Source organism: Halobacillus naozhouensis (genome assembly GCF_029714185.1).
In the GTDB taxonomy this organism is placed as follows: Bacteria; Bacillota; Bacilli; order Bacillales; family Halobacillaceae; genus Halobacillus_A; species Halobacillus_A naozhouensis.
This window is the reverse complement of record NZ_CP121671.1, coordinates 2,084,618-2,107,459: the sequence shown is the minus strand read 5'-3', so window position 1 is coordinate 2,107,459 and position 22,842 is coordinate 2,084,618. Positions and strand designations below refer to the sequence as shown.

22 protein-coding genes and 1 pseudogene are annotated in these 22,842 nt (G+C 40.5%); 5 read left to right on the top strand and 18 right to left on the bottom strand.

Annotated features, from left to right (window positions below; all coding sequences use genetic code 11):
• Positions 1-149: 149 nt before the first annotated feature.
• On the bottom strand, positions 150-1,790 hold the full coding sequence (locus P9989_RS11020; protein ID WP_283078794.1) for a catalase: 1,641 nt from the start codon (positions 1,788-1,790) through the stop codon (positions 150-152).
• 187 nt (positions 1,791-1,977) lie between these two features.
• On the opposite strand from P9989_RS11020, the gene P9989_RS21760 reads away from it, so the two are divergent.
• A complete protein-coding gene (locus P9989_RS21760) occupies positions 1,978-2,199 on the top strand; it encodes a YczF family membrane protein (protein WP_487247021.1) in 222 nt (73 codons plus the stop codon).
• Here the strand turns inward: P9989_RS21760 and P9989_RS11015 are convergent.
• The 4 genes from P9989_RS11015 to P9989_RS11000 all read right to left on the bottom strand — a co-directional run bounded on the left by P9989_RS11015 (position 2,196) and on the right by P9989_RS11000 (position 6,981).
• Entirely contained in the window at positions 2,196-3,290 is a 1,095-nt protein-coding gene (locus tag P9989_RS11015) for a GerAB/ArcD/ProY family transporter (RefSeq protein ID WP_283078793.1), read from the bottom strand. The genes P9989_RS21760 and P9989_RS11015 overlap by 4 nt on opposite strands.
• Positions 3,291-3,306: 16 nt before the next feature.
• Positions 3,307-4,509: a Ger(x)C family spore germination protein gene (locus P9989_RS11010; RefSeq protein WP_283078792.1), complete on the bottom strand. Its 1,203-nt coding sequence runs from the start codon at positions 4,507-4,509 to the stop codon at positions 3,307-3,309.
• Between the two features lie 12 nt (positions 4,510-4,521).
• The gene (locus tag P9989_RS11005) at positions 4,522-6,087 is read right to left on the bottom strand and encodes a spore germination protein (RefSeq protein WP_283078791.1); all 1,566 of its coding nucleotides are present in this window, start codon (positions 6,085-6,087) and stop codon (positions 4,522-4,524) included.
• 708 nt (positions 6,088-6,795) lie between these two features.
• Positions 6,796-6,981: a small acid-soluble spore protein H gene (locus P9989_RS11000; protein ID WP_283078790.1), complete on the bottom strand. Its 186-nt coding sequence runs from the start codon at positions 6,979-6,981 to the stop codon at positions 6,796-6,798.
• 291 nt (positions 6,982-7,272) lie between these two features.
• Between P9989_RS11000 and P9989_RS10995 the strand changes: the two genes are divergently transcribed.
• Positions 7,273-7,407 (top strand): YqzL family protein, encoded by a 135-nt coding sequence (locus P9989_RS10995; RefSeq protein ID WP_283078789.1) that lies wholly within the window; start codon positions 7,273-7,275, stop codon positions 7,405-7,407.
• Positions 7,408-7,461: 54 nt separating this feature from the next.
• Entirely contained in the window at positions 7,462-8,226 is a 765-nt protein-coding gene (locus P9989_RS10990; protein WP_283078788.1) for an alpha/beta fold hydrolase, read from the top strand.
• Positions 8,227-8,754: 528 nt separating this feature from the next.
• Here P9989_RS10990 and P9989_RS10985 read toward each other — a convergent pair.
• The 3 genes from P9989_RS10985 to P9989_RS10975 all read right to left on the bottom strand — a co-directional run bounded on the left by P9989_RS10985 (position 8,755) and on the right by P9989_RS10975 (position 10,703).
• Positions 8,755-9,390: a hypothetical protein gene (locus P9989_RS10985; RefSeq protein ID WP_283078787.1), complete on the bottom strand. Its 636-nt coding sequence runs from the start codon at positions 9,388-9,390 to the stop codon at positions 8,755-8,757.
• Positions 9,391-9,433: 43 nt separating this feature from the next.
• A complete protein-coding gene (locus P9989_RS10980; RefSeq protein ID WP_283078786.1) occupies positions 9,434-10,168 on the bottom strand; it encodes a gamma-glutamyl-gamma-aminobutyrate hydrolase family protein in 735 nt (244 codons plus the stop codon).
• A gap of 259 nt (positions 10,169-10,427) precedes the next feature.
• Entirely contained in the window at positions 10,428-10,703 is a 276-nt protein-coding gene (locus P9989_RS10975; protein ID WP_283078785.1) for a DUF1292 domain-containing protein, read from the bottom strand.
• A gap of 297 nt (positions 10,704-11,000) precedes the next feature.
• On the opposite strand from P9989_RS10975, the gene P9989_RS10970 reads away from it, so the two are divergent.
• Positions 11,001-11,339: a small nuclear ribonucleoprotein gene (locus P9989_RS10970; RefSeq protein WP_283078784.1), complete on the top strand. Its 339-nt coding sequence runs from the start codon at positions 11,001-11,003 to the stop codon at positions 11,337-11,339.
• Between the two features lie 201 nt (positions 11,340-11,540).
• Entirely contained in the window at positions 11,541-11,813 is a 273-nt protein-coding gene (locus P9989_RS10965) for a hypothetical protein (protein WP_283078783.1), read from the top strand.
• Positions 11,814-11,867: 54 nt separating this feature from the next.
• On the opposite strand, the gene P9989_RS10960 is transcribed toward P9989_RS10965, so the two are convergent.
• The 10 genes and pseudogenes from P9989_RS10960 to P9989_RS10915 all read right to left on the bottom strand — a co-directional run bounded on the left by P9989_RS10960 (position 11,868) and on the right by P9989_RS10915 (position 22,701).
• Positions 11,868-14,354 carry a heavy metal translocating P-type ATPase gene (locus P9989_RS10960; protein WP_283078782.1) on the bottom strand — a complete coding sequence of 829 codons (2,487 nt, stop codon included), beginning with the start codon at positions 14,352-14,354 and terminating at the stop codon, positions 11,868-11,870.
• Between the two features lie 21 nt (positions 14,355-14,375).
• Positions 14,376-14,765, bottom strand: a complete 390-nt coding sequence (locus P9989_RS10955; RefSeq protein WP_283078781.1) for an ArsR/SmtB family transcription factor — start codon at positions 14,763-14,765, stop codon at positions 14,376-14,378.
• 1,089 nt (positions 14,766-15,854) lie between these two features.
• Positions 15,855-16,136 (bottom strand): annotated as a pseudogene (locus tag P9989_RS10950) (IS3 family transposase); the annotation flags it as partial.
• The gene (locus P9989_RS10945; RefSeq protein ID WP_283078780.1) at positions 16,115-16,651 is read right to left on the bottom strand and encodes an alpha/beta fold hydrolase; all 537 of its coding nucleotides are present in this window, start codon (positions 16,649-16,651) and stop codon (positions 16,115-16,117) included. The pseudogene P9989_RS10950 and the gene P9989_RS10945, both read right to left, overlap by 22 nt.
• A 948-nt stretch (positions 16,652-17,599) precedes the next feature.
• The gene (locus tag P9989_RS10940) at positions 17,600-18,154 is read right to left on the bottom strand and encodes a Fe-S-containing hydro-lyase (protein WP_283078779.1); all 555 of its coding nucleotides are present in this window, start codon (positions 18,152-18,154) and stop codon (positions 17,600-17,602) included.
• A 12-nt stretch (positions 18,155-18,166) separates the two neighbouring features.
• A complete protein-coding gene (locus P9989_RS10935) occupies positions 18,167-19,009 on the bottom strand; it encodes a fumarate hydratase (protein ID WP_283078778.1) in 843 nt (280 codons plus the stop codon).
• 30 nt (positions 19,010-19,039) lie between these two features.
• The gene (locus P9989_RS10930) at positions 19,040-19,570 is read right to left on the bottom strand and encodes a MaoC family dehydratase (RefSeq protein WP_283078777.1); all 531 of its coding nucleotides are present in this window, start codon (positions 19,568-19,570) and stop codon (positions 19,040-19,042) included.
• A 44-nt stretch (positions 19,571-19,614) separates the two neighbouring features.
• Positions 19,615-20,793: a CaiB/BaiF CoA transferase family protein gene (locus tag P9989_RS10925; protein WP_283078776.1), complete on the bottom strand. Its 1,179-nt coding sequence runs from the start codon at positions 20,791-20,793 to the stop codon at positions 19,615-19,617.
• A gap of 68 nt (positions 20,794-20,861) precedes the next feature.
• The gene (locus tag P9989_RS10920) at positions 20,862-22,184 is read right to left on the bottom strand and encodes an MmgE/PrpD family protein (RefSeq protein WP_283078775.1); all 1,323 of its coding nucleotides are present in this window, start codon (positions 22,182-22,184) and stop codon (positions 20,862-20,864) included.
• Between the two features lie 40 nt (positions 22,185-22,224).
• A complete protein-coding gene (locus tag P9989_RS10915) occupies positions 22,225-22,701 on the bottom strand; it encodes a PaaI family thioesterase (protein ID WP_283078774.1) in 477 nt (158 codons plus the stop codon).
• Between the last annotated feature and the right edge of the window lie 141 nt (positions 22,702-22,842).

Below are 22,842 nucleotides of genomic sequence, written 5' to 3'. Positions count from 1 at the left end.
CGACCCCATAATAGATCAAAATAAAACCACCAAATAACCAAAGGCAGGCCCAGAAACACTCCCCCTGGAAAGAATCGGTAATAGACATAAATAAAAAGGCCGCCAGTCAATTTTACTGACTGGCAGCCCCTTGCGTTCTTACATTTTAATTAATAAGGATCGGATTCGTGGCTTTTCTTAACAGCATCTTTTGTTGCTTCGTTCTCAGCTATTGAACCTTGACCATATTTCGATTTACCTGATTCACGGCCCGGAACTTTGTTTTCTTTCTTCATTTCTTTCATTTTCTTTTCGATATCTTCCTTCACACGGCGACCATAGTCTTCATCGGCTTGTGTGAAGTGCTCAATCATGGCATCTTGGATTCGTTTGTCACATACCGCAAGTGCTCCGGAGAGGTTATTGATCAATTCATCGCGCTCCCAATCTTCAAATTCGCGGTACGTTTCGCCCGCTTGGCCGTAGTTGTTAGGTCGATCAATTGGTTCACGCATAGCCGCTGCATTATACGTTGGACGGTGCTGTGGAGGATCTTCATTACCTGCTTCCCGATAGCCTCCGGTCATTGATGGCTCATAGTCAATATGTGGATTATCTCCAGACTCTTTCGGGTCACGAATATCCATTTGACCACGATGCTGGTTCGTACGAACAGGCACTTTCGGTGCGTTCACAGGTAACTTTAGATAGTTTGCACCTATGCGATAGCGCTGCGTATCGGAGTAAGAGAAGGTACGGCCTTGCAGCATTTTATCGTCTGAGAAGTCCATTCCATCGACAAGAACCCCTGTACCGAAGGCGGCTTGCTCAATCTCAGCATGGAAATCAACTGGATTGCGATCAAGGACCATACGACCGACCGGCAACCACGGAAACTTATCCTCCGGCCAAAGTTTCGTGTCATCGAGTGGATCAAAATCGAGCTCAGGATGGTAACCATCCTCCATGATCTGCACAAAGAGTTCCCATTCTGGATAATCTCCGCGCTCAATCGATTCATATAAATCTTGTGTGGCATGACCGACGTTCTTCGCTTGAATTGCGTTCGCCTCTTCTTGTGTTAAGTTACGAATACCTGATTTCGGCTCCCAATGATACTTCACCAACACAGCCTCTCCTTTGTCATTTACCCATTTATAGGTATTTACACCAGAGCCCTGCATGTGACGATATGTCGCGGGAATACCCCATGGAGAGAACACGAATGTAATCATATGCGTTGCCTCAGGGGAACGGGAAACGAAGTCAAACATCCGCCGAGGATTTGGTACATTCGAAGCCGGATCAGCTTTAAACGCATGAATCATATCAGGGAATTTCATCGCATCACGGATAAAGAAAATTTTCAGATTATTCCCAACTAGATCCCAGTTGCCATCTTCTGTGTACATTTTTATTGCAAATCCGCGTGGGTCCCGCTCTGTTTCCGGCGAATCTTTTGCTCCTGCCACTGTTGAGAAGCGAACCATTAACGGTGTTCTCTTCCCTGCACCCGAAAATACTTTTGCGCGAGTATACTTCTCTACCGGTTCATCTCCAGCTTTTCCGTAGGTTTCAAAATATCCAAATGCTCCAGATCCTCGTGCATGGACTACACGTTCCGGTACCTCTTCCCGATCAAAATGGGAGATCTTTTCAATGAAATCGTAATTCTCAAGTGTTGCAGAACCACGATTACCAATTGTACGGATGTTTTGGTTATCCGTCATAGGACGTCCCTGACGTGTTGTCAACGTCTCACGTTCCACATCATTTCCATCTGAAGCATTCTTTTCTTTGTTCTCTTCCATAATGAAAACCTCCTAAAAATTAGCTCCCCCTATCTTACCTCTTAGTTAGAAAAATTATACAAGTTTCAAAGACACTTTCCCTGCCGTTCTCCATTGCTTAGTGAGCAAGTATTAAGCCGATCTAACGTTTCTAATCAGAATAAATAACTTTAATAAGGACAAATTAACCAAAAACGGGTGTTTGAGCATGAAGGTTATTATAGTCTTTCTATTTACGCTTACCGGTATGACACTAGTTAACTTTGGAATGGATTTATTGATGGGTATAGACAGAAAGATCGCCATTTTCAATATGTTAAATCCCTTTTGGGTAATGACACCTTTCGGCTATTTGCTTATCACTGGGTTACTTATAGGTTTCTTCCTTAGAAAAATCATTACTTTTATAATAAAAAAGCGTAAAGCTTAACGGTTCTTAAAGTATCTCCGGATCAATGCAATGACGAGTAACAGTAGCGGAATCCCGGTTTGGAAAGGAAGACTAGCATAATACGTGCTGATTTCGAGGCCTTCTTGAATATGGCCAGCATAATTATTGGCCACCGTCATCGATGAAAGTAAAATGACAATACTGAAGGGGAAAATTAACCGCGTATATTTAGACACACGGAACACTTCTGTAGCACTGATAAGCGCAGCGTAAAAAAATACGGCGATTTTAAAAAAACCACCAATGATGAGGGTCAAAACCACAACCACGTCCAAACGTTGAAAGAATCCGGTCATATTAACAAGACCAATGGCTGACAGTAAAGGAAAAGTGGATCGGGTTGCCACGTAAACACTAAGAACGGCAACCTCCATAGCTACGACCCACATTAATAGAATGCCGCTAAAACTCATAGCTGACAAGCCCACCCTGAGACCGAGATTGGGTCTGTTCAAATAAGGTAGTAAAACAGTGAACGCAACCATTTCCCCAAAAGGAAATGTGTAGGTGGTAGGCCACGCCTGTAAAACGGGCCCCCAGCCATTTTCAAGGATGGGAAGGAGATTATGGACCTCTATCATTCCGGAAACCAACACCAAAATAGTGCCGACAACCCCTATGAGCATTAATAGAAAAAAGAAAATTTCTCCTGTTCTAGCCAGTACCTCAATCCCGAGAAATAGGACATAAGCAACCGCGAGAATCATGAAGGCGTTGATTACAAACATCGGTGTATAGGTATAAGTTGAGGCGGTTAACAGTTCACCAAAGTCGCGAAGATCTCTAGATGCAATGTATATAAAGTAAAAAAGATAGACGATTCCGATAACACTTCCGATATATTTTCCGAGTATTTTCTTTGCATAGCCTGTTAAAGGTTGATCCGGATAAAGGCGGTAAAGGGCATAATAGACTAGGAAAAGAATCATACCCGAGATCAACCCGAGCAAAACGGCTAGCCAGGCATCTTTTTCAGCTCCAAGTCCCGGCCCAATCACGATGGCAGTGCCTAGTTCAAATAAAAACATTAATATAAACAGTTGACCTCCACTGATCTTAACCTTTTCCATATCTCTCCCCCCTTTTTTATTTTTCCTGCAAGATGATAGGTTGTTTTCTCAGTCCTGTTCCGCGGATGAAAAAGTCGACATTTACTTGGACATCCATGTTAGCAAATTTATCTTCCCATTGCTTCTTCATTTGTTTCCACTCTTTTGGGTTAGCTCGATTAATCGCTTCACCAAAACCAAAGACATCGTTTTTATGTTTTTGGGCAACTTCCACAGCAGCAATCACTTCTTGTTTAATGTTTGACTCGAATGTATTATTGAGTTTGAAGATGACTTTAGGGTTGGTTAGGTCAGCCGGACACGTGATCTCCTCTAAATGCCCCTCACCACGGATCGTTATGGTTATTTCAGGTTTGCCTTGCTCCACTTTCGGCTTTACATGCGTACTAGTACGCATGACCTCTACCGCCATGTCCCCTTTATTTTCCTTGCATTTTGATGTGAGTACTGTTTTTTTTATTTTATTTTGGACCCATGCCACACCGCGTGCTTCTTCTTCGTCTAACCAACTATTTAGTTTCCCATCTTTAAAGAGAGCTAATCCATTAATTTTAACGAGGGTATTTGGTATAGCTTGCTGATTGTTGGCTGATGTCTGTCCTTCTTTCATATTTCCAACGAGAGATATCCCTGCTAACGCAAGCCCCTTGCTTTTACTGGACAAGGTTTGCACAACATCATTGATGTTTCGCTGTGGTGTCTCTCCCCACACTTGTTCTGTTTTTTGCACAGTCTCCTGAATTTTCATGGCAGGTATTCTCTCCAAGGGACTTAGGATACTTAAAATCGGTCGAGCCTGTCCCGCCCTTGCCACGAGCACAAGAGCTGTAGAGCGAAAATCATAATATCTTTCGGAGAAATCCAAGATTCTTGCGAGTCCTTCTTCCTTTGCTAAATCCTCACCGACGATAAGTACAACTGTGTGCGAAAAACTAAGCATACGTGGTACTTTTTTTGATATTTTCCGTACAGTTTCAAATATGGTTCCCCCGGTTTCACTATAGGTAGTAACCGCTGTACCTTGTCCTTGACCTGTTTTTCCACCGGCTACTTGTCCTGGGTTTACAATCTGGTACGAAACCCTGTACAAATTTTCTTCTGTTTTATCGATCCCCATTCCCATTACCAGTGCAATTTCCCCTGTTTCTTGCTGATCCCAGCAACCCGCTAGTAAAATCAGCCCTGGAAATAGCAGAAACAGTTTAAATTTCCGAGTCATATCATCACCCTTTTATTTCTCACTTTTATCCAGTGGAGCTGGTTTCTGTCCTTTTTCCTGTCGCTTGATATTCTGCTGGTTAATCAGCCTGGGTCTTAGAATCAAGGACCATATCGGCTTGCGTACAAGGGTATCCTTAATATCCGACCATACAAAGGGTGCAAAAGGACTTAAATAAGGAATGCCAAAAGAACGGAGGCTGCTTAAGTGCGCTACAAGAATAAATAAGGCCATTGCCACGCCATACAGACCGAAGCTTCCGGCTAGAATCATCATTAAAAAACGCAGGAGTCTTGCCGGGACTCCAATATTATAAGAAGGAAATGCAAAACTTGCGATTCCTGTAAGCGCGACCACGATGACCGTTGCTGCCGACACAATCCCTGCTTGCACGGCTGCCTGTCCAAGCACAAGACCACCCACGATGGAAACAGCCTGACCAACGGCACGTGGCATCCGTACACCGGCTTCACGCAAAATTTCAAACGTAATCTCCATAAGCATGACCTCAACAAAAAGAGGAAAAGGAACGCCTTCATTTTGGGCGGCCAAGCTTATTAAGAGACGTGTCGGGATCATCTGCGGATGAAAAGTTGTTAAAGCTATATAAAGTGCCGGGGTAAGTAAGGCCAGTATATAAGTAGCTAGTCTTAACAAGCGTAAAAAGGAACCAATAAAAAAGTTTTGATAATAGTCTGCAGGGGATTGAAAAAACTGAATAAACAAGGCTGGTATAACTAAAACAAAAGGGGTGCCATCTACCAAGATAGCTACCCTTCCTTCCAGTAAATTTCCTACTACAGCATCCGGGCGTTCTGTGTTATAGATAGTTGGAAATGGTGAATAGGGCTGATCTTGGATGAGCTGTTCGATGTATCCGGATTCAAGAATTCCATCGATATCAATTCTTTTCACACGCTTCTTTGCCTCTCTTAGAACCTTCTTGTCAACGATTCCGTCTATGTACATAAGAGCGACATCGGTGTGGGTTGTACTTCCGATTTGCATGGTTTCCACCCATAAATTAGGGCTTTTAATACGACGGCGAATCAAGGCAGCATTTGTCCCAATTGATTCGGTAAATGATTCCTTTGGACCACGAATGACAAGTTGGGCTGAAGGTTCTGAAACCTGACGAGTTTCTCCACCTTGTGTACTCCCAGTTATGATTTTAGAAGAGCCATCAACTAAAATGGCTGTATGTCCTGATAAAATGGATAGAATTAACTTATCCCAATCCTGAAGGACCTTAACCTCACCAACTGAAATAGCATGGGTCTTAATAAAATCAAAAACATTTTCCCGATTGACCTCCCCCGCACCTGAGGCTTCGACCTTTATAGATTCCAGAACAAATTCATTCACGCTTTTTTCATCTACTAAACCCCTCATGTAGATGGCCGCCGTACGCAGGGAAAGATCATTATCGATCGTAAATTCACGAACAACTAAATCACTGCTATGGCCGAACGCCCTTTTAATTTCTTTTAAATTAATTGCTAGATCACGATCGAAGTGGAATGTTCCTGTTGTGTTTTCATCCAATTTTTCTTTATTATTCTGTCCTTCTGAGGTCATAGATCTGCTGCTCCCATTCTAGTACTATGATCTCAGTATGGACAAAGGAGAACCGCTTTTAAACATTTTGATATTCAATGCTTTCGACCATAGTCTACTTAGATGCTTAGACCCCTTCGTAACACAATAACAAGCCGAGATTTTATTTTAAGTATCTAAAGAGAATATTAAGAAAGTAAATAAGAGAATGTTAGAAAAAAGAAGCATTTTTACGAAGTTTCATTGTAACTTTATCCCTGTAATTCACCTTCTGACCTAACTCTTATTCGCCAAGAGACGGCGCATAAATTAAGGTAATAATACACCTTCCCTTTCATTTCATAGATCTATTTGTTAGTTCGAAAAGGTTATTCACCAAATAGTGGTGAGGTAAATGACAAGACCTTTTTGATTGATCAATAAGTTATTAAAAAAATCCCGCATCACCTAAAGTGATACGGGCTCAGATAAGGTATTTAACTCAAAGCGAGGGAGTGAAACTTTCAAAAAGAATCTTGGTTGGAATATCGTTTCCGCTTTTCCCGCACTTTTCAGTATATGCAACACCGATTCTTTGGTACGTATATAAGGCGAAAAATATAGTACCGAGGCATGAAAAGGATTAATTTACCAAAGAACGATGTTCCTCAGTCCAAGGGACGTTCTCTTTTAATCTATTTTGTATTACCAGATAACTACTTGTATTCGGAATGATTACCAGTTGGATTCCTATTGACCCTCCTCCATTAAGTCGTTTAAAGAAACATCTTGTTCGTTCTCTGGTTGATCAAGAGGAAATATCCTAGCTGATTCGTTCTTTTCATCTACGTGTTGAATATAGATGGGACTCCTTTTATAAGTTACGTTAGCCATAATGGGTGAAGCAGCAATTTCCTGTGCCCGTTGTTTATTCATGGATAGATCATCTCCTTTCTATTTATAATGTTTACAACAAAATCTCCAGTATTCTTAAAAACGGCTTTAGATTATACAGTGATTACTTATGAAGGGTTATGATTTGAAGTAGGTGCAAGCAGTGATTATCATCGAAAGGATCAAAAAAGTTGACCCACCGTCAATCTCAGTTGATTACAATAAAGATGACTATTAGGATTGGAAAATATTTTAACTCATCGTTTTTCTTATCTGGAGCAACCTAAGTATGTCGAAATTATCCTTAGGAAGTATGGGAAGGCGGTATTTTTTGTGTCCGATATATCTTGGAATGTATTTTTTCAGACCGGAAACATTGAGGCGTATCTATTAATGAAGGAACTGGAAGTATTAAGTGAATCGACAGGGACGTCATTAGTTCCCGATCTCATAGAACAGGGAGAGTAAAAAAAGAGAGGGAGAACCCGTACACATTATTCTCTAATAGGAGGGAAAAATATCATGCCAATTGTCAAGATTTCCTCGTCGTTGTCGACGTACTACGAGTCCTCGGGAACAGACTCTCCAGTTGTATTTATCCATCCGCCACATATGGGGCAGAACGTCTTCAAGTACCAGCATGAACTTTCGGACCGTTTTCGGGTAATTACATATGATATCCAGGGTCATGGCAGAAGTGGAATTAGTGATGAAAAGGTGACTATTTCCCGCCTTACCGCCGATTTATCGGCTTTTCTAGATGCGTTGGGGATTGATCAAGTTACCATTGTGGGTTATTCAGCAGGAGGTTCAATTGCTCAAGATTTTGCGCTAACCTATCCTGAGCGTGTCAAGGCGCTCGTGCTTTCAGGGGGATTTCCGCAAGTAAGTACATTTACTTTAAAAAAGCAATATCAACTCGGTATGGCACTAGTACGAACCGGACAAAGGGAGCTTTTAAGTAAACTTTTAGCAAGGTCTCATAAAGTCACGAAAGAAGACCAACGCATGCTTCTTGATGAGTGTTTACAAGCACATCCCCAAAGCGCTTACGATTTTTATAAACAAAGCATGAACTATATGTGTACCCACCTTTTGCACAACCTTCACTGTCCATTGTTTCTATTATATGGTCAATTAAGCCATATTCGCCCGTATGTAGAGCTTTATAAACGGCAAGTTCCGCAAATGGAGAGCGCACTGGTCAGCAAATCTTTTCACCAAGTACCAATCAAAAGTTATCGTTCATTTAATCATGCACTTTTTAGTTTTTTAAAACATTTATGATGTAGTTGCTCCATTCAGTATTTCCACTTTTACCGGAATAGGCACTACATCCATATGTGGGGGAAGTTGAGGGTCTTCATATCATTAAAGTTTAAACCTCTAAGAGTTAAACCTAATAGATGCAATTGGGAAATGTGGATTTGTACCAAATAACATGGGATCCTCTTCCTTCTTACGCAAGAGAGTAAATTGGTGTAAATAGCCACACTTTATACGGAACAGGAAAGGACGCCCTCCCGTATGTGAAGGCACCCTCAATCAAGAGTGAGATAATATATCATCTTACAGAGGTTAGTATGGCTCGTTTCTTTACTCTATGAAGTCATCATTATTTAACATTGCATTATTGGGACTCGCCATTGTTATTTCCAAAATAAATGTTTCTAATAAAAGTACATGGGCATCTTCGAGTCAATATATTCGCAGTTCTTGACATCACTAAATACAACATGCGGGTTCACTATAGGTTCATCCCCCCCCCCAGACCCAGCCACTTTGGCTATAATAGAAGAACCATGTGTCTGCTATTTATTTAATTAACAACTGTTCAATATCGTTCTTTCTGTAATAACCATCTATTCCTGGTTTTGAACTGAGATAATCGATGATTTCCTTATTTTCCAGCCCTAATGTCGATTTTAAACCGTGAATGATCATACTTAGATACTCTTTAGACGGTTGATGAAATGGAACGTCTAAATCCCAATCAGCTGTAAAAGTGAGGACGGGATATCCATCCTCATCACCTAAGTATAAAATGGTTCCATACCATGAATCTTTTATTGTCTTATACCCCTGATCCATAATTTCATGTAAATCGATATCCAATGCAGCCCCGTTATTTTCTTGTTTAACGACATCCATAAATTGCTCTACAGTTATTAAATACTTTCTACTATAAGTGCGGTGCTTATTATCTTGCTTTAACCCTATAAATCCCACACCTTGTTGTTGCCAACGATCAGATTCCATTGCAAAATATAAAGGATAATGCATGATATAGGTTGCTTCCTCAATAGGAAGAGTTGGGTCTTCACAGCCTACTTCCACTTTTTCAGAGCCCTCAGGCTTGCCTCCTTTTATGTAGCATAAAAATCGATCTCTATTTAAATTAGAACCATAACTTGCATACCATACATAGTTCACCTTTTCTAATTCCAACATCATCACCATCCTTACAAACTTAAGTGTTTCTCTCAGTAATAAACTACTGTATCTTATTTGTACACTCAGCTACAAACTCTTTAAATAGTTGCACCATCCTTGGATCTTCACTAGCCATTTCTTCAGGATGCCATTGAATTCCCCACAACAGTGGGGTTTTGTTAACTCCCTCGACGGCTTCAATCACACCATCTGGAGCGAAGGCTACTGGTTTAAGACTAGAGGCAAGTTGGTCAATGGCCTGATGATGCATGCTGTTAACGCGAATCTTTGAACGATTGAAAATTTGATATAACCGACTCTCATTATCAATCTGAATCTCATGCGTAGGCTCAGGTCTCGCCGCCTGTTGATAATGATTGATTGAATCAGAATTATGCGTTTCAATGTCTTGTATAACCGTTCCTCCTAAGGCTGCATTTAACATGGTAATACCCCTGCAAATGGCCAAAATCGGTTTGGTCTGTTTCTGTGCATTCTTCACTAGTTCAATTTCCAACATATCACGCTTTCCATTCGTTTTTTGTATCTTTGGATCGGGTTCTGCTTGGTATGAATTAGGATCAACATCTTCCCCACTGCTTAAAATAATTCCACTACAGATGGAACTCCACAGTTCTGCCATCCCTTCTTCTGCCCCTGTTGGAATAACAACGGGGGTCCCCCCTGCCTGGATCACAGAGCGAATATACCTCTCGTGTAGATTAATGCTCGGAATGTTATTGTGGTTAACCTTCGAGCTGGTAATCCCGATTACAGGTCTAGTTAACTGTTTCACTTGATCATCACCTTCTTTGGTTTAAACGGTACCAAGATATCCTTCCTTACTATCAATTTTAAAGCATGAAAAATGTCCCAACCTTGAGTATCCAGCTACTTTTTATTTTGGTAGAGCCCTATAGGAATTATACTTAATCCTCTTAATAAGGAAAGAATAGTATGAAAAACATAATTTCTGTTAAGGAATTAGTACTTGTGATGGGAAAGGTAAAAAAAAGCTTACGGATTAGAAACCGTAAGCTCCATTCTTAAATGGATTACTCTTTTGTTAAAGTGTTCAGCTTTTCATCGACCAATTCCCATTCTTCATCGGATTCGATATGGTATATGGCAAGATCATCCCCATCATCCGCTTTTTCCTCATAACGGAAAGTGAATACTTCTACGTCCTCGCCTTCTTTTTGTTCGGCAGGGACTACGGAAACATAGGTTTCTTCCGTTTGACCTAAATCAAATGTGAACAATACTTCAAATAAGTGTTCTTCTCCATTCTCGTCAGGGATAATAATTCGTTCTTCTTTTTCTAATGACATCCTGTTTCCTCCTTTATTGTCTGTAATATCGTGTTCTTTAGTTACTTTTCGGATAGTTCTTTGGTTGTCGTATAGTCACGCCCATCCTATTTTTTTCATTCATCGTCCTTTTTATTCTTTTCTAAATTACCACACTTGCTGAAAAGTCTAATCAAACGCCATGACTGAAATACAAAAGTCTCCAATATATAAGAGGGAAGTTGATGATAGGTAAAAGGGGCGAGGTGTTATCTTCAGTATCATTACATGCACATCCTGGGTGGTTACCGTAACGATGGAGGGAGGGAGGGATTTTCCATGCACAATAATAATGTACATGAAGTGCACTATGAAAATCAGATGTACCCAGGGGTCCAGGGAGCATATCAGGACCCTAATATAAATCAACTTTGTGAAAAATATATGGAATACCATGTTATAGGGGAGATGAGAGGCGGTTCACACGTTGAAGGTATTATCACAGATATGGACGAGAATAACATGGGAATGTTAGTTCCCGAAGAGGTTGATAGCAGTCAGGTAAACAGGCAATTTGGCTATCGAAGAAGATATCGTAGATACCATCGACGCCGTTTCCCATATCTTCTTTTCAGGACACTATTTCCTTATCCAGACTACTATCTTTATTATTATTAATCGGGGGTCAATGATAAGACAATATATGGAACATAAAGGCTGATTTCCTTACGCAGGAATCGGTTTTTAGTACATATCTTTAAAACTCCTTGTTCATAACTTCTCTTCAAAATTACTTAAAACGTGTTAATTTGTGGAGGCCTACCAAAGATCTTTTGAACCTCCGTCCGTTGCTAGCTATGGAATGTTAGGTATTCCTTTTTGGGACTAATTATTGTCGCTTATATTTTAAGAAGTAAAGGTCAATACCAAGGAGAACCTGAACATGCGAGGTGCCTTTCTACGGAATATCCGGCCCTAAGTGGTCACTTAGATGTCAAGAAGAATAGTAATCGTGACAAGATCCTTCTACAAGACACCCAGATTTCAAAAGAAGAGTTAGGGATCGAACACACGACCCATCAGCTTGAAGATGAAGAGTCAAATCTTAAAAAACAAGAAAATCACTGGGATTGGAACGAAAATAAAGAGTAAGGGATTCCTTTTCCAAAATAAAAAGGCAAAAGAAATAGGAAGGTCTGCACCTTCCTATTTCTGCTTTAATAATCTCATGCTATTGAGGATCACCAGTAAGGCAGCTCCCGTATCACTTAACACGGCCATCCATAAGGTCAAAATCCCTGGGAAAATTAAAACCAACGCGGCTAATTTTGTAAGCAAGGAGAACCAAACATTTTGCTTGATAATAGCTAATGCTCTTCTACTTAAACTAATAGTATGAGGAAGTTTTTCTAGGTTATCTGCCATTAAGACAATGTCTGCTGTTTCCATAGCTGTATCCGTTCCTGCACCGCCCATCGCAATACCAAGATCGGCTGTAGCAAGGGCAGGAGCATCATTAATGCCGTCTCCAACCATAGCGACACTTTTTCCTTCTTCCTGCAGCTTCTTCACAGCTGTTACCTTTTCCTCGGGCAGCAGTTCAGCAAAATATCGATCCACACCCGTTTGGGTAGCCATCTTCTTGGCTGTTCCTTGATTATCACCTGTCAGCATCACCATTTCTCCCATTCCCACTTGCTTAAGATTCTGAATGGATTGAACGGTAATATCTCGGATCGTATCTGCCACAGCAATGATCCCTAGAGCCTCTGAACGAGTACCAACCACCACTAGTGTGTGGCCTTCCTTCTGTAGAGACTGAATGCGATCCTCCAGATCCGTAAGAGACACATTCATTTCATGATATAATTTGGGATTACCAGCGAAGTATTCCACGCCATTAATCGTTGCCTGTGCGCCTTTACCGGTAATGGCACTGAAAGAGTCCCCGTTTTTCGCAGGAATGTTCCGTTCAGCGGCATAGGTCGTAATCGCTTGCGCGATCGGATGGGTGGAATGTTCCTCGATGGTTCGTGTAATGCTTACCAGTTCCTGTTCATTTCCATGGATAACTAACACTTCAGAAACCTTTGGTTTACCTTCTGTCAATGTCCCTGTCTTATCAAAAGCTATGGTTTTAATAGCTCCTGCTTTCTCTAAAAATGTACCACCCTTAATCAAAACGCCATTTTTGGCCGCATTTCCAATGGCCGAAACAATGGCTACAGGCGTGGAAATGACTAAAGCACAAGGACAAGCCACTACCAATAAAGCAAGACCTTTATAAACCCATTCTCCCCATGTCCCAATTCCTAATAACGGTGGAAGAACCATTACGAGTAGGGCAAGGCCGAAAACAATCGGTGTATAAACCTTTGCAAAGCGATCGACAAAGGCTTGAGTTGGAGCTTTTTTCTCTTGCGCTTCCTCAACAAGATGAATAATCTTTGCAATCGTCGTGTCCTCTACCAACTTAGTTACTGTAACCTCTAATGATCCATTCTCATTTACCGTTCCAGCATAAACCGTGTCCCCTTGTTGCTTATCTACGGGCATGGATTCCCCGGTTATGGGAGCTTGATTGATACTTGACGTTCCTGTCATGATCTCCCCATCGAGTGGGATCTTCTCGCCTGGTTTGATAATGATCGTATCATTTATCGAAACATCTTCCACGGGTTTACGTACCATTTTATCTCCTATTTTTACGGAAGCTTCAGACGGGGTAAGGTTGATTAAACTCCGGATGGATTCCCTTGTACGTTCAATCGATCTGTTTTGCAGTGTATTTCCTAAGGCAAACAACCAGACAACGGTTGCCCCTTCAAACCATTCACCAATAAGCGATGCGCCAATGGCTGCGGATGCCATTAATACATTCATATCTAGTGATCCACTTTTAATGGCATAAAAAGCACTTCTAGCTGGCTTATATCCTCCGATGACAATCGCTGCGGCGTATAACACTGTAATTAATGTAGGAGCAATGTTAGTAAAAGAACCAAAGAATCCGAGGGCTAAAAGGATTCCAGAAATAGTTGTTGTTGCATCCTTCTGTTTTTTTTCAGAAGGGTCCTCCTGTTGTTTTCTCTTGGATTCTAGAGAGGCACCAAAACCGGCCCTTTCTACTTCTTTTATAATCTCCTCTTGATTGGTATCGTGGTCAATTTGCATTTTCCCTGTAGAGAAATTTACACTAACTTCTTTTACATTTGGATTTTTTGTAAGATGCTTTTCGATAGTCATCGCACAGGAACCGCAATCCATCCCCTCAACCTTATAAGTTTGTGTATTCTTCTTGTCAGGGATGGCCTCAGCTTCAAATCCTAACTTACGGACTTGTTTCGGGATTTGCTCTGAAACCGAGGAATGATTAGCTCCGATAGCCATTTTTCCGGTACCGTAGTTGACTTGAACCGTTTCGATCCCTTTTGTCTTGGTAAGACTTTTCTCGATAGTTGCTGCACAAGAAGGACAATCCATCCCTTTGATCTGATACTCGAATGTTTCTAATGAACTTGTACTTTGGCTTTGTTCATCCGTATTATTTGAATCGTTGCTTTCTTTACAATCATTATCCCCACAACATGAAGTTCGTTTATCTATATCTATAGCTGTTTGAGGTGTCTGCTTGGATGAACAATGATCGTCTGTGCAACAGCTATCCTGCACTTGTTTTTCTGTGCTGCTCATTTTTATTCCTCCGTTCTATCCTCACGCTTGTTCAGTCTGATTTCCTTCTTTAGAGTGAATCATGGCAATAGAGACAAGTTGGTGTACATGTTCATCGGCTAAAGAATAGAACACTAATTTTCCTTCTTTTCGGTATTTAGCTAATCTCATATTTCGTAAAAGGCGCAAATGGTGAGATGCGGTAGCTTTTGTCGAGCCAATGATATTAGCGACATCACATACACATAATTCTTCATCTAATGTCAGGGCATAGGCGATCTTTAGTCGAGTAGCGTCCGACAAAGCTTTAAAGATTAATTCTACCCCTTGAACCTTCTCCATTTGAGGTTGGAGCCGATCCACTTTTTGTTCATCGAAACAGAATGTATCACACGTGTCTTTTACACTTCTTTTCAATGTTTCTTCTGCCATTTCATCACCCTCATTCTAATATTCGTTTGATTATTTAACCATAGCATATGTTTCTCCATCAATTTTGTCAACAAATGAACGCGTCTAAGGGGGCTATATTTACAGCAATATCTACCCGTATTCCCTACAAAATAGGAGGCATGAAGACCTTTCTACTTTCTTTTAATATTCAAATATTTATTTGATTATATCTATATGGATGTTAGACTGTACACCCTTATGGGTTTTTCATGAGCAATTCATTTTTTATCTCCGATATCTTTTGTGGTCATTTATAAAAGAAATAAGCGCTAACTCCTATTAAATAAGGGGTTAGCGCTTTAAGTTTCTTACATCACTCGTTTAATCACATGACCACACAAACATACGTTCCCATTGATATAACTGACAAATACCAATAAATCCCCTTCCAATACCTAAAGCAATTTCGCCCTATTTCATACCCTTTTAGGTAATACGTGGTCAATTATGTGGTCACCATCTTTTTGGTGGTCAGATCGATTTAACCTCCCATTTAGGCGTCTCTTTCACATAGTAAGACTAACAGTAATTTATTTGGATAAAGCCCTAAAAAAACGTTTTCAAGGATACAGTTGGACGGAAAACCAACTAATATGAACTAAAACTAGCGAAATTCTGACCCACATTCTTTGCAGTGTTCCACTCCTCATGTAGATTAAAGGATTTTAGAAAGATTACATCATGCCGCCCATTCACTCGCTTAGCTAATAATACTATAACAGACCCTGTAGAACCTTGTTATACCAAGGTTTTCCTTAGCAACTAAATTGATTAAACATAATAAGTTTTAATACTTTATGAACAGTATCCAGTCATAATCCAGTCACCAAAACATCTACTAGATTCAGACTAAAAGAAATGGATCTGTAACCGTATGGGCTAATGCATTTTTAAAATTTTGGTTCACACACTGACTGAAGAAATAAAAACTAGAACTGCCAGACCACTTATTAAAAGAATAGCTTGTCTACTCTTTTTGTTTAGCCATCTTTCACCAACATGTAAAAGTATAGCCAATAAAACAAACCATAGTAACGCACCAAATAAAATTGGAATGTCAACATTAAACTAGACAATTTTATTAAGGTGCATAGACTTATTTTCAACGGGGCTCAAATAGCCGATTGTACTGTGTATTCGAATGTGGTTAAACCAATGAACATAATTAAATAATTCCAAATCTAGTTCAGCTTGGGTTTCAAAATGTTGCCCATAGACGAATTCAGTTTTAATTACCTTAAACATCGCTTCAGCTACCGCGTTGTCATAAGGAGAGCCTTTTAGGCTAAGAGAACGTTTGATTTCAAAGGTTTCTAAGGCGTCATCAATCAATGCATTTTTAAACTTGGAATAGCAGACAAACCTATATGTATGTTTAAAGAAAAAAGTTCATTATATTTTTCAGGAGCAAATAAAGACAGTTTTGTCCTTTCAACTTTTAGCTCACTTCTTTTTTCTTGCTGTAAATCCTTACGTTTCCAAGCTTCGTTTAGTTCCTGCATTCTATTAAATTTAGGATGCTCTGAATTATAAATGCAATCTCTTGAAAATGTCATATATTCCCTTGCAGCTGCTCCGACGATCACATTAAAATTTAGAAATTCTGGATAGTAAATTCCGTAAATTACTAACATTCCTCCTGTTGAATGGCCAGCGAAGTCCCACTTATTAAATCCAAGTTCTTCACGAATAGCTTCTAAATCAAATATGGCTTCCAACATGCTTAGTTGATACGGTTCCTTTGCTTTCTCTGAGTGACCAGTGTCTCTTAAGTTTACTAAGAAGACTTTGTGAGTTCTTGTAAATGCTTCGGCAAAGTAATCTCCTGTTTGGTTAAATTCAGAGTAAAGGTGGGTTACACACATTGGTACTCCCTTCCCCTTTATGAATATTTCAAATACTCCGCGAGTTGTATCAAGTAATTTTCTTTACCAATCCCCTATTATAATTTCCTTTCATAGCTTAATTTACCTAAATTTTAACATAATAGTTTTTGTAATTATCCCGAAATCAAGTCTTCAAGATAATAGCCCTGATTATGGAAGACTCGATTCCAAGATAATAAAGGTTAATCTTCTATCTTGTATACCTTGAATAGGGAGTACTGTCCAAAAGTTAGAGTTAATTCTTCTTTCACTCAACCATCCATAAATCAGAATCCCCTTTTAAAGGATATCCCCTTCTCCCTTAAACACTCTCGCAACAATTAATCGTAAAAAGCCATATACTGACTGCGAAAAAAGCAATTGCAATTTGAATTATTATGTACATTGTAAATTCAAAGGTTGAAAGTTCTCTTTGTTTCTTGGTTCTTGTCAGATGACTATAATAAAAGAAGGCTGTTTTCTAAAAGATTGTTGCTTTTGAATGAAGTAAAAAACTACTATATATGCTCTGAGGAATGGTTTTAGGTGGGGCGAGTAACCGCAGTCCCAGCCCGAAATACACATAGACGTGCGAGATAGGTAAGACCTCACAGGGCTTTGCCCGAGGAGCATTCCTGTAGGAAATGATTTGATGATATATCAATATATTTGCGATGTGCATAAAAAAAGCCCCCTTGGTACGATAGAGAGTGTCATGCATGACCTCGAATTATGTACCGAAGGGAGACTTCAATTATGGATTTTACACAAAATGAGAAGATTGCGCAATCCAATGATCAAACATTATTGATCTATCGTTTATATTATAATATCAGAACGTTTGTTCCCACTTTATAGATAAGGTATACATGAAATATGCAGAAAAAATAAATCGAGCCGTCATTAAGGACAACTCGAATGATTAATTGATCCAAAAAATTGGATAGTTTAATTATGATATTTTTCTAAAGCTAATTGATACCAATCGTTCCCTTGACTATCATTAATGACGATGGCTGGGAAGTCCTCGATCTCCATTTTACGTATGGCTTCTGTACCAAGGTCTTTATATGCGATCATTTCTACACTCTTAATGGACCGTGAAATTAGAGCAGCCGATCCTCCCACAGCACCAAAATAGACCGCATTATTTTTTTCAATGGAATCGATGACTGATTGATTTCGATAACCTTTCCCAATCATTCCCTTTAACCCCAAATCTAATAGTCCAGGGGCATATTTGTCCATGCGGCTGCTCGTTGTAGGCCCCGCCGAACCAATGATTTCTCCGGGTTTAGCAGGTGTCGGTCCTACATAGTAAATGACTTGATTATTGATATCAAAGGGCAGCTTTTCCCCAGCTTCTACTTGCTCGGCCATTCGTTTATGCGCTGCGTCTCTTGCAGTATAAATCGTTCCGCTAATCGTTACTTGATCACCAGCTTTTAAAGAAGTAATCGTCTGTTCATCTGTAAAAGGAACGGAAATTCGTAGTTTAGACATGGAAAACCTCCACTAAATAATCACTTTTTTATGACGGCTGGCATGGCAATTTAAATTAACAGCTACAGGGAGGGCAGCAATATGCGAAGCCCCTGTTTCAACCTTCACATCGATCGCTGTTGTCGAACCTCCCATGCCTTGGGGACCAATACCTAACTGGTTAATTTCACTCATAAATTCTTCTTCAAGTTTAGCAACCTCAACATTGGAATTTCTCTCCCCAACCGGTCTAAACAATGATTTTTTCGCCAAGTAAGCACAAGTCTCAAAGTTTCCGCCAATGCCTACCCCGACGACTAACGGCGGACAGGCATTGGGGCCGGCGATTTTAATGGTTTCAAAAATAAATTCTTTGATCCCCTCAAGACCGTCACTCGGCTTAAGCATTTGCAAACGGCTCATATTTTCTGCACCGCCTCCTTTGGCGGTCATATGAATCGTTAAGTTATCGCCTTCAACTAACTCCACATGGATGATCGACGGCGTATTGTCACCTGTGTTTTTTCGGTTAATCGGATCATCTACGATTGAATAACGCAAATACCCCTCTTCATACCCACGGCGTACACCTTCATTAAGCGCATCATGCAAACTGCCCCCAACAATGTGACAATCTTGCCCTAATTCTACAAGAAAAACAGACACCCCTGTATCTTGACACATTGGCACCCGCTCGGCAGAGGCAATGTTCGCATTTTCAATTAATTGGTTCAAAACTTCCTTCCCCATAGGGGACTTTTCTTCGCGAACGGCGCTCTGAAAAGCATTCATGACATCTTCGCCAAGCTCAAAATTAGCTTCCTCACACATGCTGGAAACGTGTGCGACTATATCTTGATAATGAACTTTTTTCACTCACATCATCTCCCATTTAATGCATAAAACTTACTTATGGCTCACTTCTTTCTTCTCAAGGACTTTATTTAACAACTCATCTCTTTTCTCTGGAGCATGTTCTCGTTTGTAGACCATAAACGTTCGTTTATATTTAATCACGACTTCAGCATTTTGGTTGTATCCCCTTGTTTCTGCACGAACGATCCCAACATTTGGGCGTGACTTTGATTCCCTTTTTTCTAATATCTCTGAATAGGAATAGATCGTATCCCCTTCAAATACTGGATTGGGCAGTCTAACCTCATCCCATCCTAAATTAGCCATGACATTTTGGGATAGGTCTGTAACCGATTGCCCAGTTACTAATGCCAAAGTAAAGGTGGAATCAACGAGCGGTTCTCCAAATTCAGTTTGCTCTGAATAAACATCGTCAAAATGGACCGGATTGGTATTTTGTGTTAACAGTGTGAACCAAATATTATCTGTTTTCGTTATCGTTCTTCCTAGTGGATGCGGATAAATATCACCAATTTCAAAGTCTTCGTAAAATCGTCCTTCCCAGCCTTTTTGTACAGTCAATCTTCATTCCTCCCTAAAAATTTTAATCTAATCAACTCAGTCGTTTAAACTAAACCTGCTCTAGCCCATTTATTTATCGTTTCTTCTTCAAAGCCATACTCCCTTAAAATCTCCTCCGTGTGCTCTCCTAACGCTGGAATCGCTTTCATTACAGGGGTAAAGCCTTCCATTGTAACAGGCGGCTTTAAGGATCGAATTCCACCTACAGGCGAATCTACTTCCTGCCACCGGTCTCTTGCCTCAAGCTGTGGATGCCGGTAAAAATCCTGAACCTTATTGAGACGGGCGTTGGCAATTTTGGCAGTTTCAAGCCTTTCAATCACCTCAGAGGAAGTCAGCTCGGCAAAGACTTTTTCAATGATTGATTTTAGTAAGTCGCGGTTTTCATCTCTTAATGAATTCGTCTTAAAGACGGGGTCGTCAGTCAATTCTGGCTGTTTTAAAACAACTTCACAAAAGTGCCCCCACTCCCTTTCATTTTGCAATCCAAGAAACACTGTTTTTTCATCCCCACAGGTAAAAGGACCATAGGGATAAATCGTCGAGTGACTGGCCCCAGTTCTGGTTGGTTCTTTACCACTGTTTCCAGCATAATAGGCAGGGTACCCCATCCATTCTCCTAGAGCCTCGAGCATGGAGATTTCAAGTACTGTACCTTTCCCTGTTTTCATGCGCTGGAATAGAGCGGTGAGTATGCCTGAATAGACATACATTCCTGCCGCAATATCAGCGGCTGAAATCCCAGCTTTAGAAGGAACGTCTTCTGTCCCTGTTACTGAAACAAGCCCGGCCTCACACTGTACGAGTAAATCATACGCCTTCTTGTCCTTGTATGGACCTGTCTCTCCATAACCTGATAAATTACCAATGATCAGTTCAGGGTATTTCTCTTTAAGGACATCTGATCCGAATCCCATCCGTTCCGCCGCACCGGGAGCAAGGTTTTGTACAAACACATCCGCACTCTCTAAAAGTCGATCTACAACTTGCTTGGTGTCCTGATCTTTGAGATCTAGGGTGATCGATTCTTTCGACCGGTTACACCAAACAAAATGACTCGACATCCCGTTGACGGAGGTGTCATAATGACGCGCAAAGTCACCCGTACCCGTTCGCTCTATTTTAATCACACGTGCTCCCAAGTCAGCCAGTTGTCTAGTCGCAAAAGGTACGGCAACGGCCTGTTCGATCGAAACTACTGTAATTCCTTGTAATGGTCGCATATGAACCCTCCTATTTATTTAGTGATTCTTAGAATTACTCATGGACCCAATCATGTTGAATGTACAGATTAATCAATCGCTTCGATTACTGGATGAATATAATCTAGCTTTTCAAGTTTCATAATCTTCTCAATCACTTGTTTGGAAGACTCTTCTCCAATAATAGGGCTAGATAGATTCATAAACTTTGAAGCTAGCATTTCAGTTGTTAAAGGATTTTGCAGACTGCCGATAGCATGGTCGATCACCAGCTTTTTCGTTGTCCCATCCTTTAGTACCAGCGTAGCCACGACCTTATCTTTATCGATTTGCTCATCTGCCATCGGCTTTATTTTTTTCCTAAACTGAACGACCTCTCCAGCATTCACACGCTCATCTTGAAACTGGTTTTCTGATGCTCCTTTTTCTAAAAAGGCAATGGCACCTGTATGATAAATACTGAACTTACCTTCAAGTCCTGTCTTCGGATTTTCTTTTGAAGTTAATTCGTGGACATATGGATGTACTCTTAATCTAATTTCCTCTACCTCATCTGGACTCGCATATTCACTGAACTGAATACACGCATCAATCGAAGGATGGAGTACAATTCCACACGCAAAAGGTTTAAATGTGTTGTTCTCAAACTCCCAGACTTTCCCCCACCTCTCGTTAATTCTTCCTAAGTTATGTGAGGTACTGTATACATTGGCAAATCCGCGCTTTGCTTCAAGCACTTGTGATGAACTTGTAAAACCTTTCTCCACTAACATGGCAGCATATAATCCATTTTGAGCTGCTTTTCCGGCATGAAATGGTTTGGTCATTGTTCCAAACATTTCTCTTAGACCGAACGACTGGGTTCCAGCTAAACCAAGTGCCATCGCCATTTTTTCTTTACTGAGCTTAAGTAAAATTCCCGCTGCAATTGCCGCCCCGAACACGCCTGTACTGGATGTAATGTGGAACCCATTTCGATAATGCGAAGGGTACACAGAATTAGCAATCCGAAGCTCAGCTTCACAACCTAAAACAAAAGCTCTAAGGATCTCCTTTGTGGAGAGATCAAACTTTTCTCCAAGCGCAAGTGCCACTGGGGCAACCGGGCCACTCGGGTGATGGATCGTCTCTAGATGGGTATCATCAAAATCAAAAACGTGAGAAGCTGTTCCATTAACTAAAACGGCTGTTAACAGATCTGTTTTTATTGAGCGTCCAAAGATCGATACCTGCTGAGAAGTCCCCAGACTATTGGAGACCTCGAGTAAAATATCAATACTTTTATGCTGAGCCGCTCCAATGGTAACGCCAAGCCAGTTCAACAGGCTCTTTTTTCCGTGTTCAATGACTCTATCAGGAATATCTTCATAGGTTGTCTCCAAAATATGTTCAACCAAATTATTCGTAACCATAAGATATTCCCCCACCCATTAACTAATCAATTAGTAATGGTCATTTAATATAGAACGTACCCTGGGCATGTGCAATAAGAGTTGAGTGCTCATCCTTGACTCCACAAGTCAGTACGGCTGTACGATTCCCGGTATGAAGAATTTCGGGAACAGCGATAAGCTCTTCACCTCTTCCAGGGCTGATATAATTCATTTTCATTTCTAACGTGTACACCTGCTTTTCCCCTGAGAATCTTGAAAGAACTTTGTATCCCATTGCAAAATCTGCCAAAGTGTAAATGGTCCCTCCTTGAGCAACACCATAAGTATTAGCGTGTTGAATGCCTAATTTCATAACTGCTCTTTCACGATCCCAATGGATACCAAGGAACTTCGCAAAATAATAAAGCTCACTTTTATTCGATGCTTCCAGAGAATCTAACACATGCTCCACATGGCTCAATTCTTCTAAGGAATAATCGGGGAGTTTATCAAGGATACGATCAATCATGAACTGCTTCTCTTCCTTGTCGCTCATCCACTTTCTCCTTTACAAAACATTGTTTAAAATCGAAAGTGAGGGTATTCAATGCCTTGAACACCCGCTTACTCTTCCGAAGATCCGTATTGTTACGAATCAGATCTCAAAATCGGATACTGTATCCAAAAAAAGGCCACT

Excerpts from the sequence above, each read along its gene's own strand:
- P9989_RS11020 (WP_283078794.1), bottom strand. The coding sequence starts at position 1,790 with ATGGAAGAGAACAAAGAAAAGAATGCTTCAGATGGAAATGATGTGGAA.
- P9989_RS21760 (WP_487247021.1), top strand. The coding sequence starts at position 1,978 with ATGAAGGTTATTATAGTCTTTCTATTTACGCTTACCGGTATGACACTA.
- P9989_RS11015 (WP_283078793.1), bottom strand. The coding sequence starts at position 3,290 with ATGGAAAAGGTTAAGATCAGTGGAGGTCAACTGTTTATATTAATGTTT.
- P9989_RS11010 (WP_283078792.1), bottom strand. The coding sequence starts at position 4,509 with ATGACTCGGAAATTTAAACTGTTTCTGCTATTTCCAGGGCTGATTTTA.
- P9989_RS11005 (WP_283078791.1), bottom strand. The coding sequence starts at position 6,087 with ATGACCTCAGAAGGACAGAATAATAAAGAAAAATTGGATGAAAACACA.
- P9989_RS11000 (WP_283078790.1), bottom strand. The coding sequence starts at position 6,981 with ATGAATAAACAACGGGCACAGGAAATTGCTGCTTCACCCATTATGGCT.
- P9989_RS10990 (WP_283078788.1), top strand. The coding sequence starts at position 7,462 with ATGCCAATTGTCAAGATTTCCTCGTCGTTGTCGACGTACTACGAGTCC.
- P9989_RS10985 (WP_283078787.1), bottom strand. The coding sequence starts at position 9,390 with ATGTTGGAATTAGAAAAGGTGAACTATGTATGGTATGCAAGTTATGGT.
- P9989_RS10975 (WP_283078785.1), bottom strand. The coding sequence starts at position 10,703 with ATGTCATTAGAAAAAGAAGAACGAATTATTATCCCTGACGAGAATGGA.
- P9989_RS10970 (WP_283078784.1), top strand. The coding sequence starts at position 11,001 with ATGCACAATAATAATGTACATGAAGTGCACTATGAAAATCAGATGTAC.
- P9989_RS10960 (WP_283078782.1), bottom strand. The coding sequence starts at position 14,354 with ATGAGCAGCACAGAAAAACAAGTGCAGGATAGCTGTTGCACAGACGAT.
- P9989_RS10955 (WP_283078781.1), bottom strand. The coding sequence starts at position 14,765 with ATGGCAGAAGAAACATTGAAAAGAAGTGTAAAAGACACGTGTGATACA.
- P9989_RS10945 (WP_283078780.1), bottom strand. The coding sequence starts at position 16,651 with ATGTGTGTAACCCACCTTTACTCTGAATTTAACCAAACAGGAGATTAC.
- P9989_RS10940 (WP_283078779.1), bottom strand. The coding sequence starts at position 18,154 with ATGTCTAAACTACGAATTTCCGTTCCTTTTACAGATGAACAGACGATT.
- P9989_RS10925 (WP_283078776.1), bottom strand. The coding sequence starts at position 20,793 with ATGCGACCATTACAAGGAATTACAGTAGTTTCGATCGAACAGGCCGTT.
- P9989_RS10920 (WP_283078775.1), bottom strand. The coding sequence starts at position 22,184 with ATGGTTACGAATAATTTGGTTGAACATATTTTGGAGACAACCTATGAA.
- P9989_RS10915 (WP_283078774.1), bottom strand. The coding sequence starts at position 22,701 with ATGAGCGACAAGGAAGAGAAGCAGTTCATGATTGATCGTATCCTTGAT.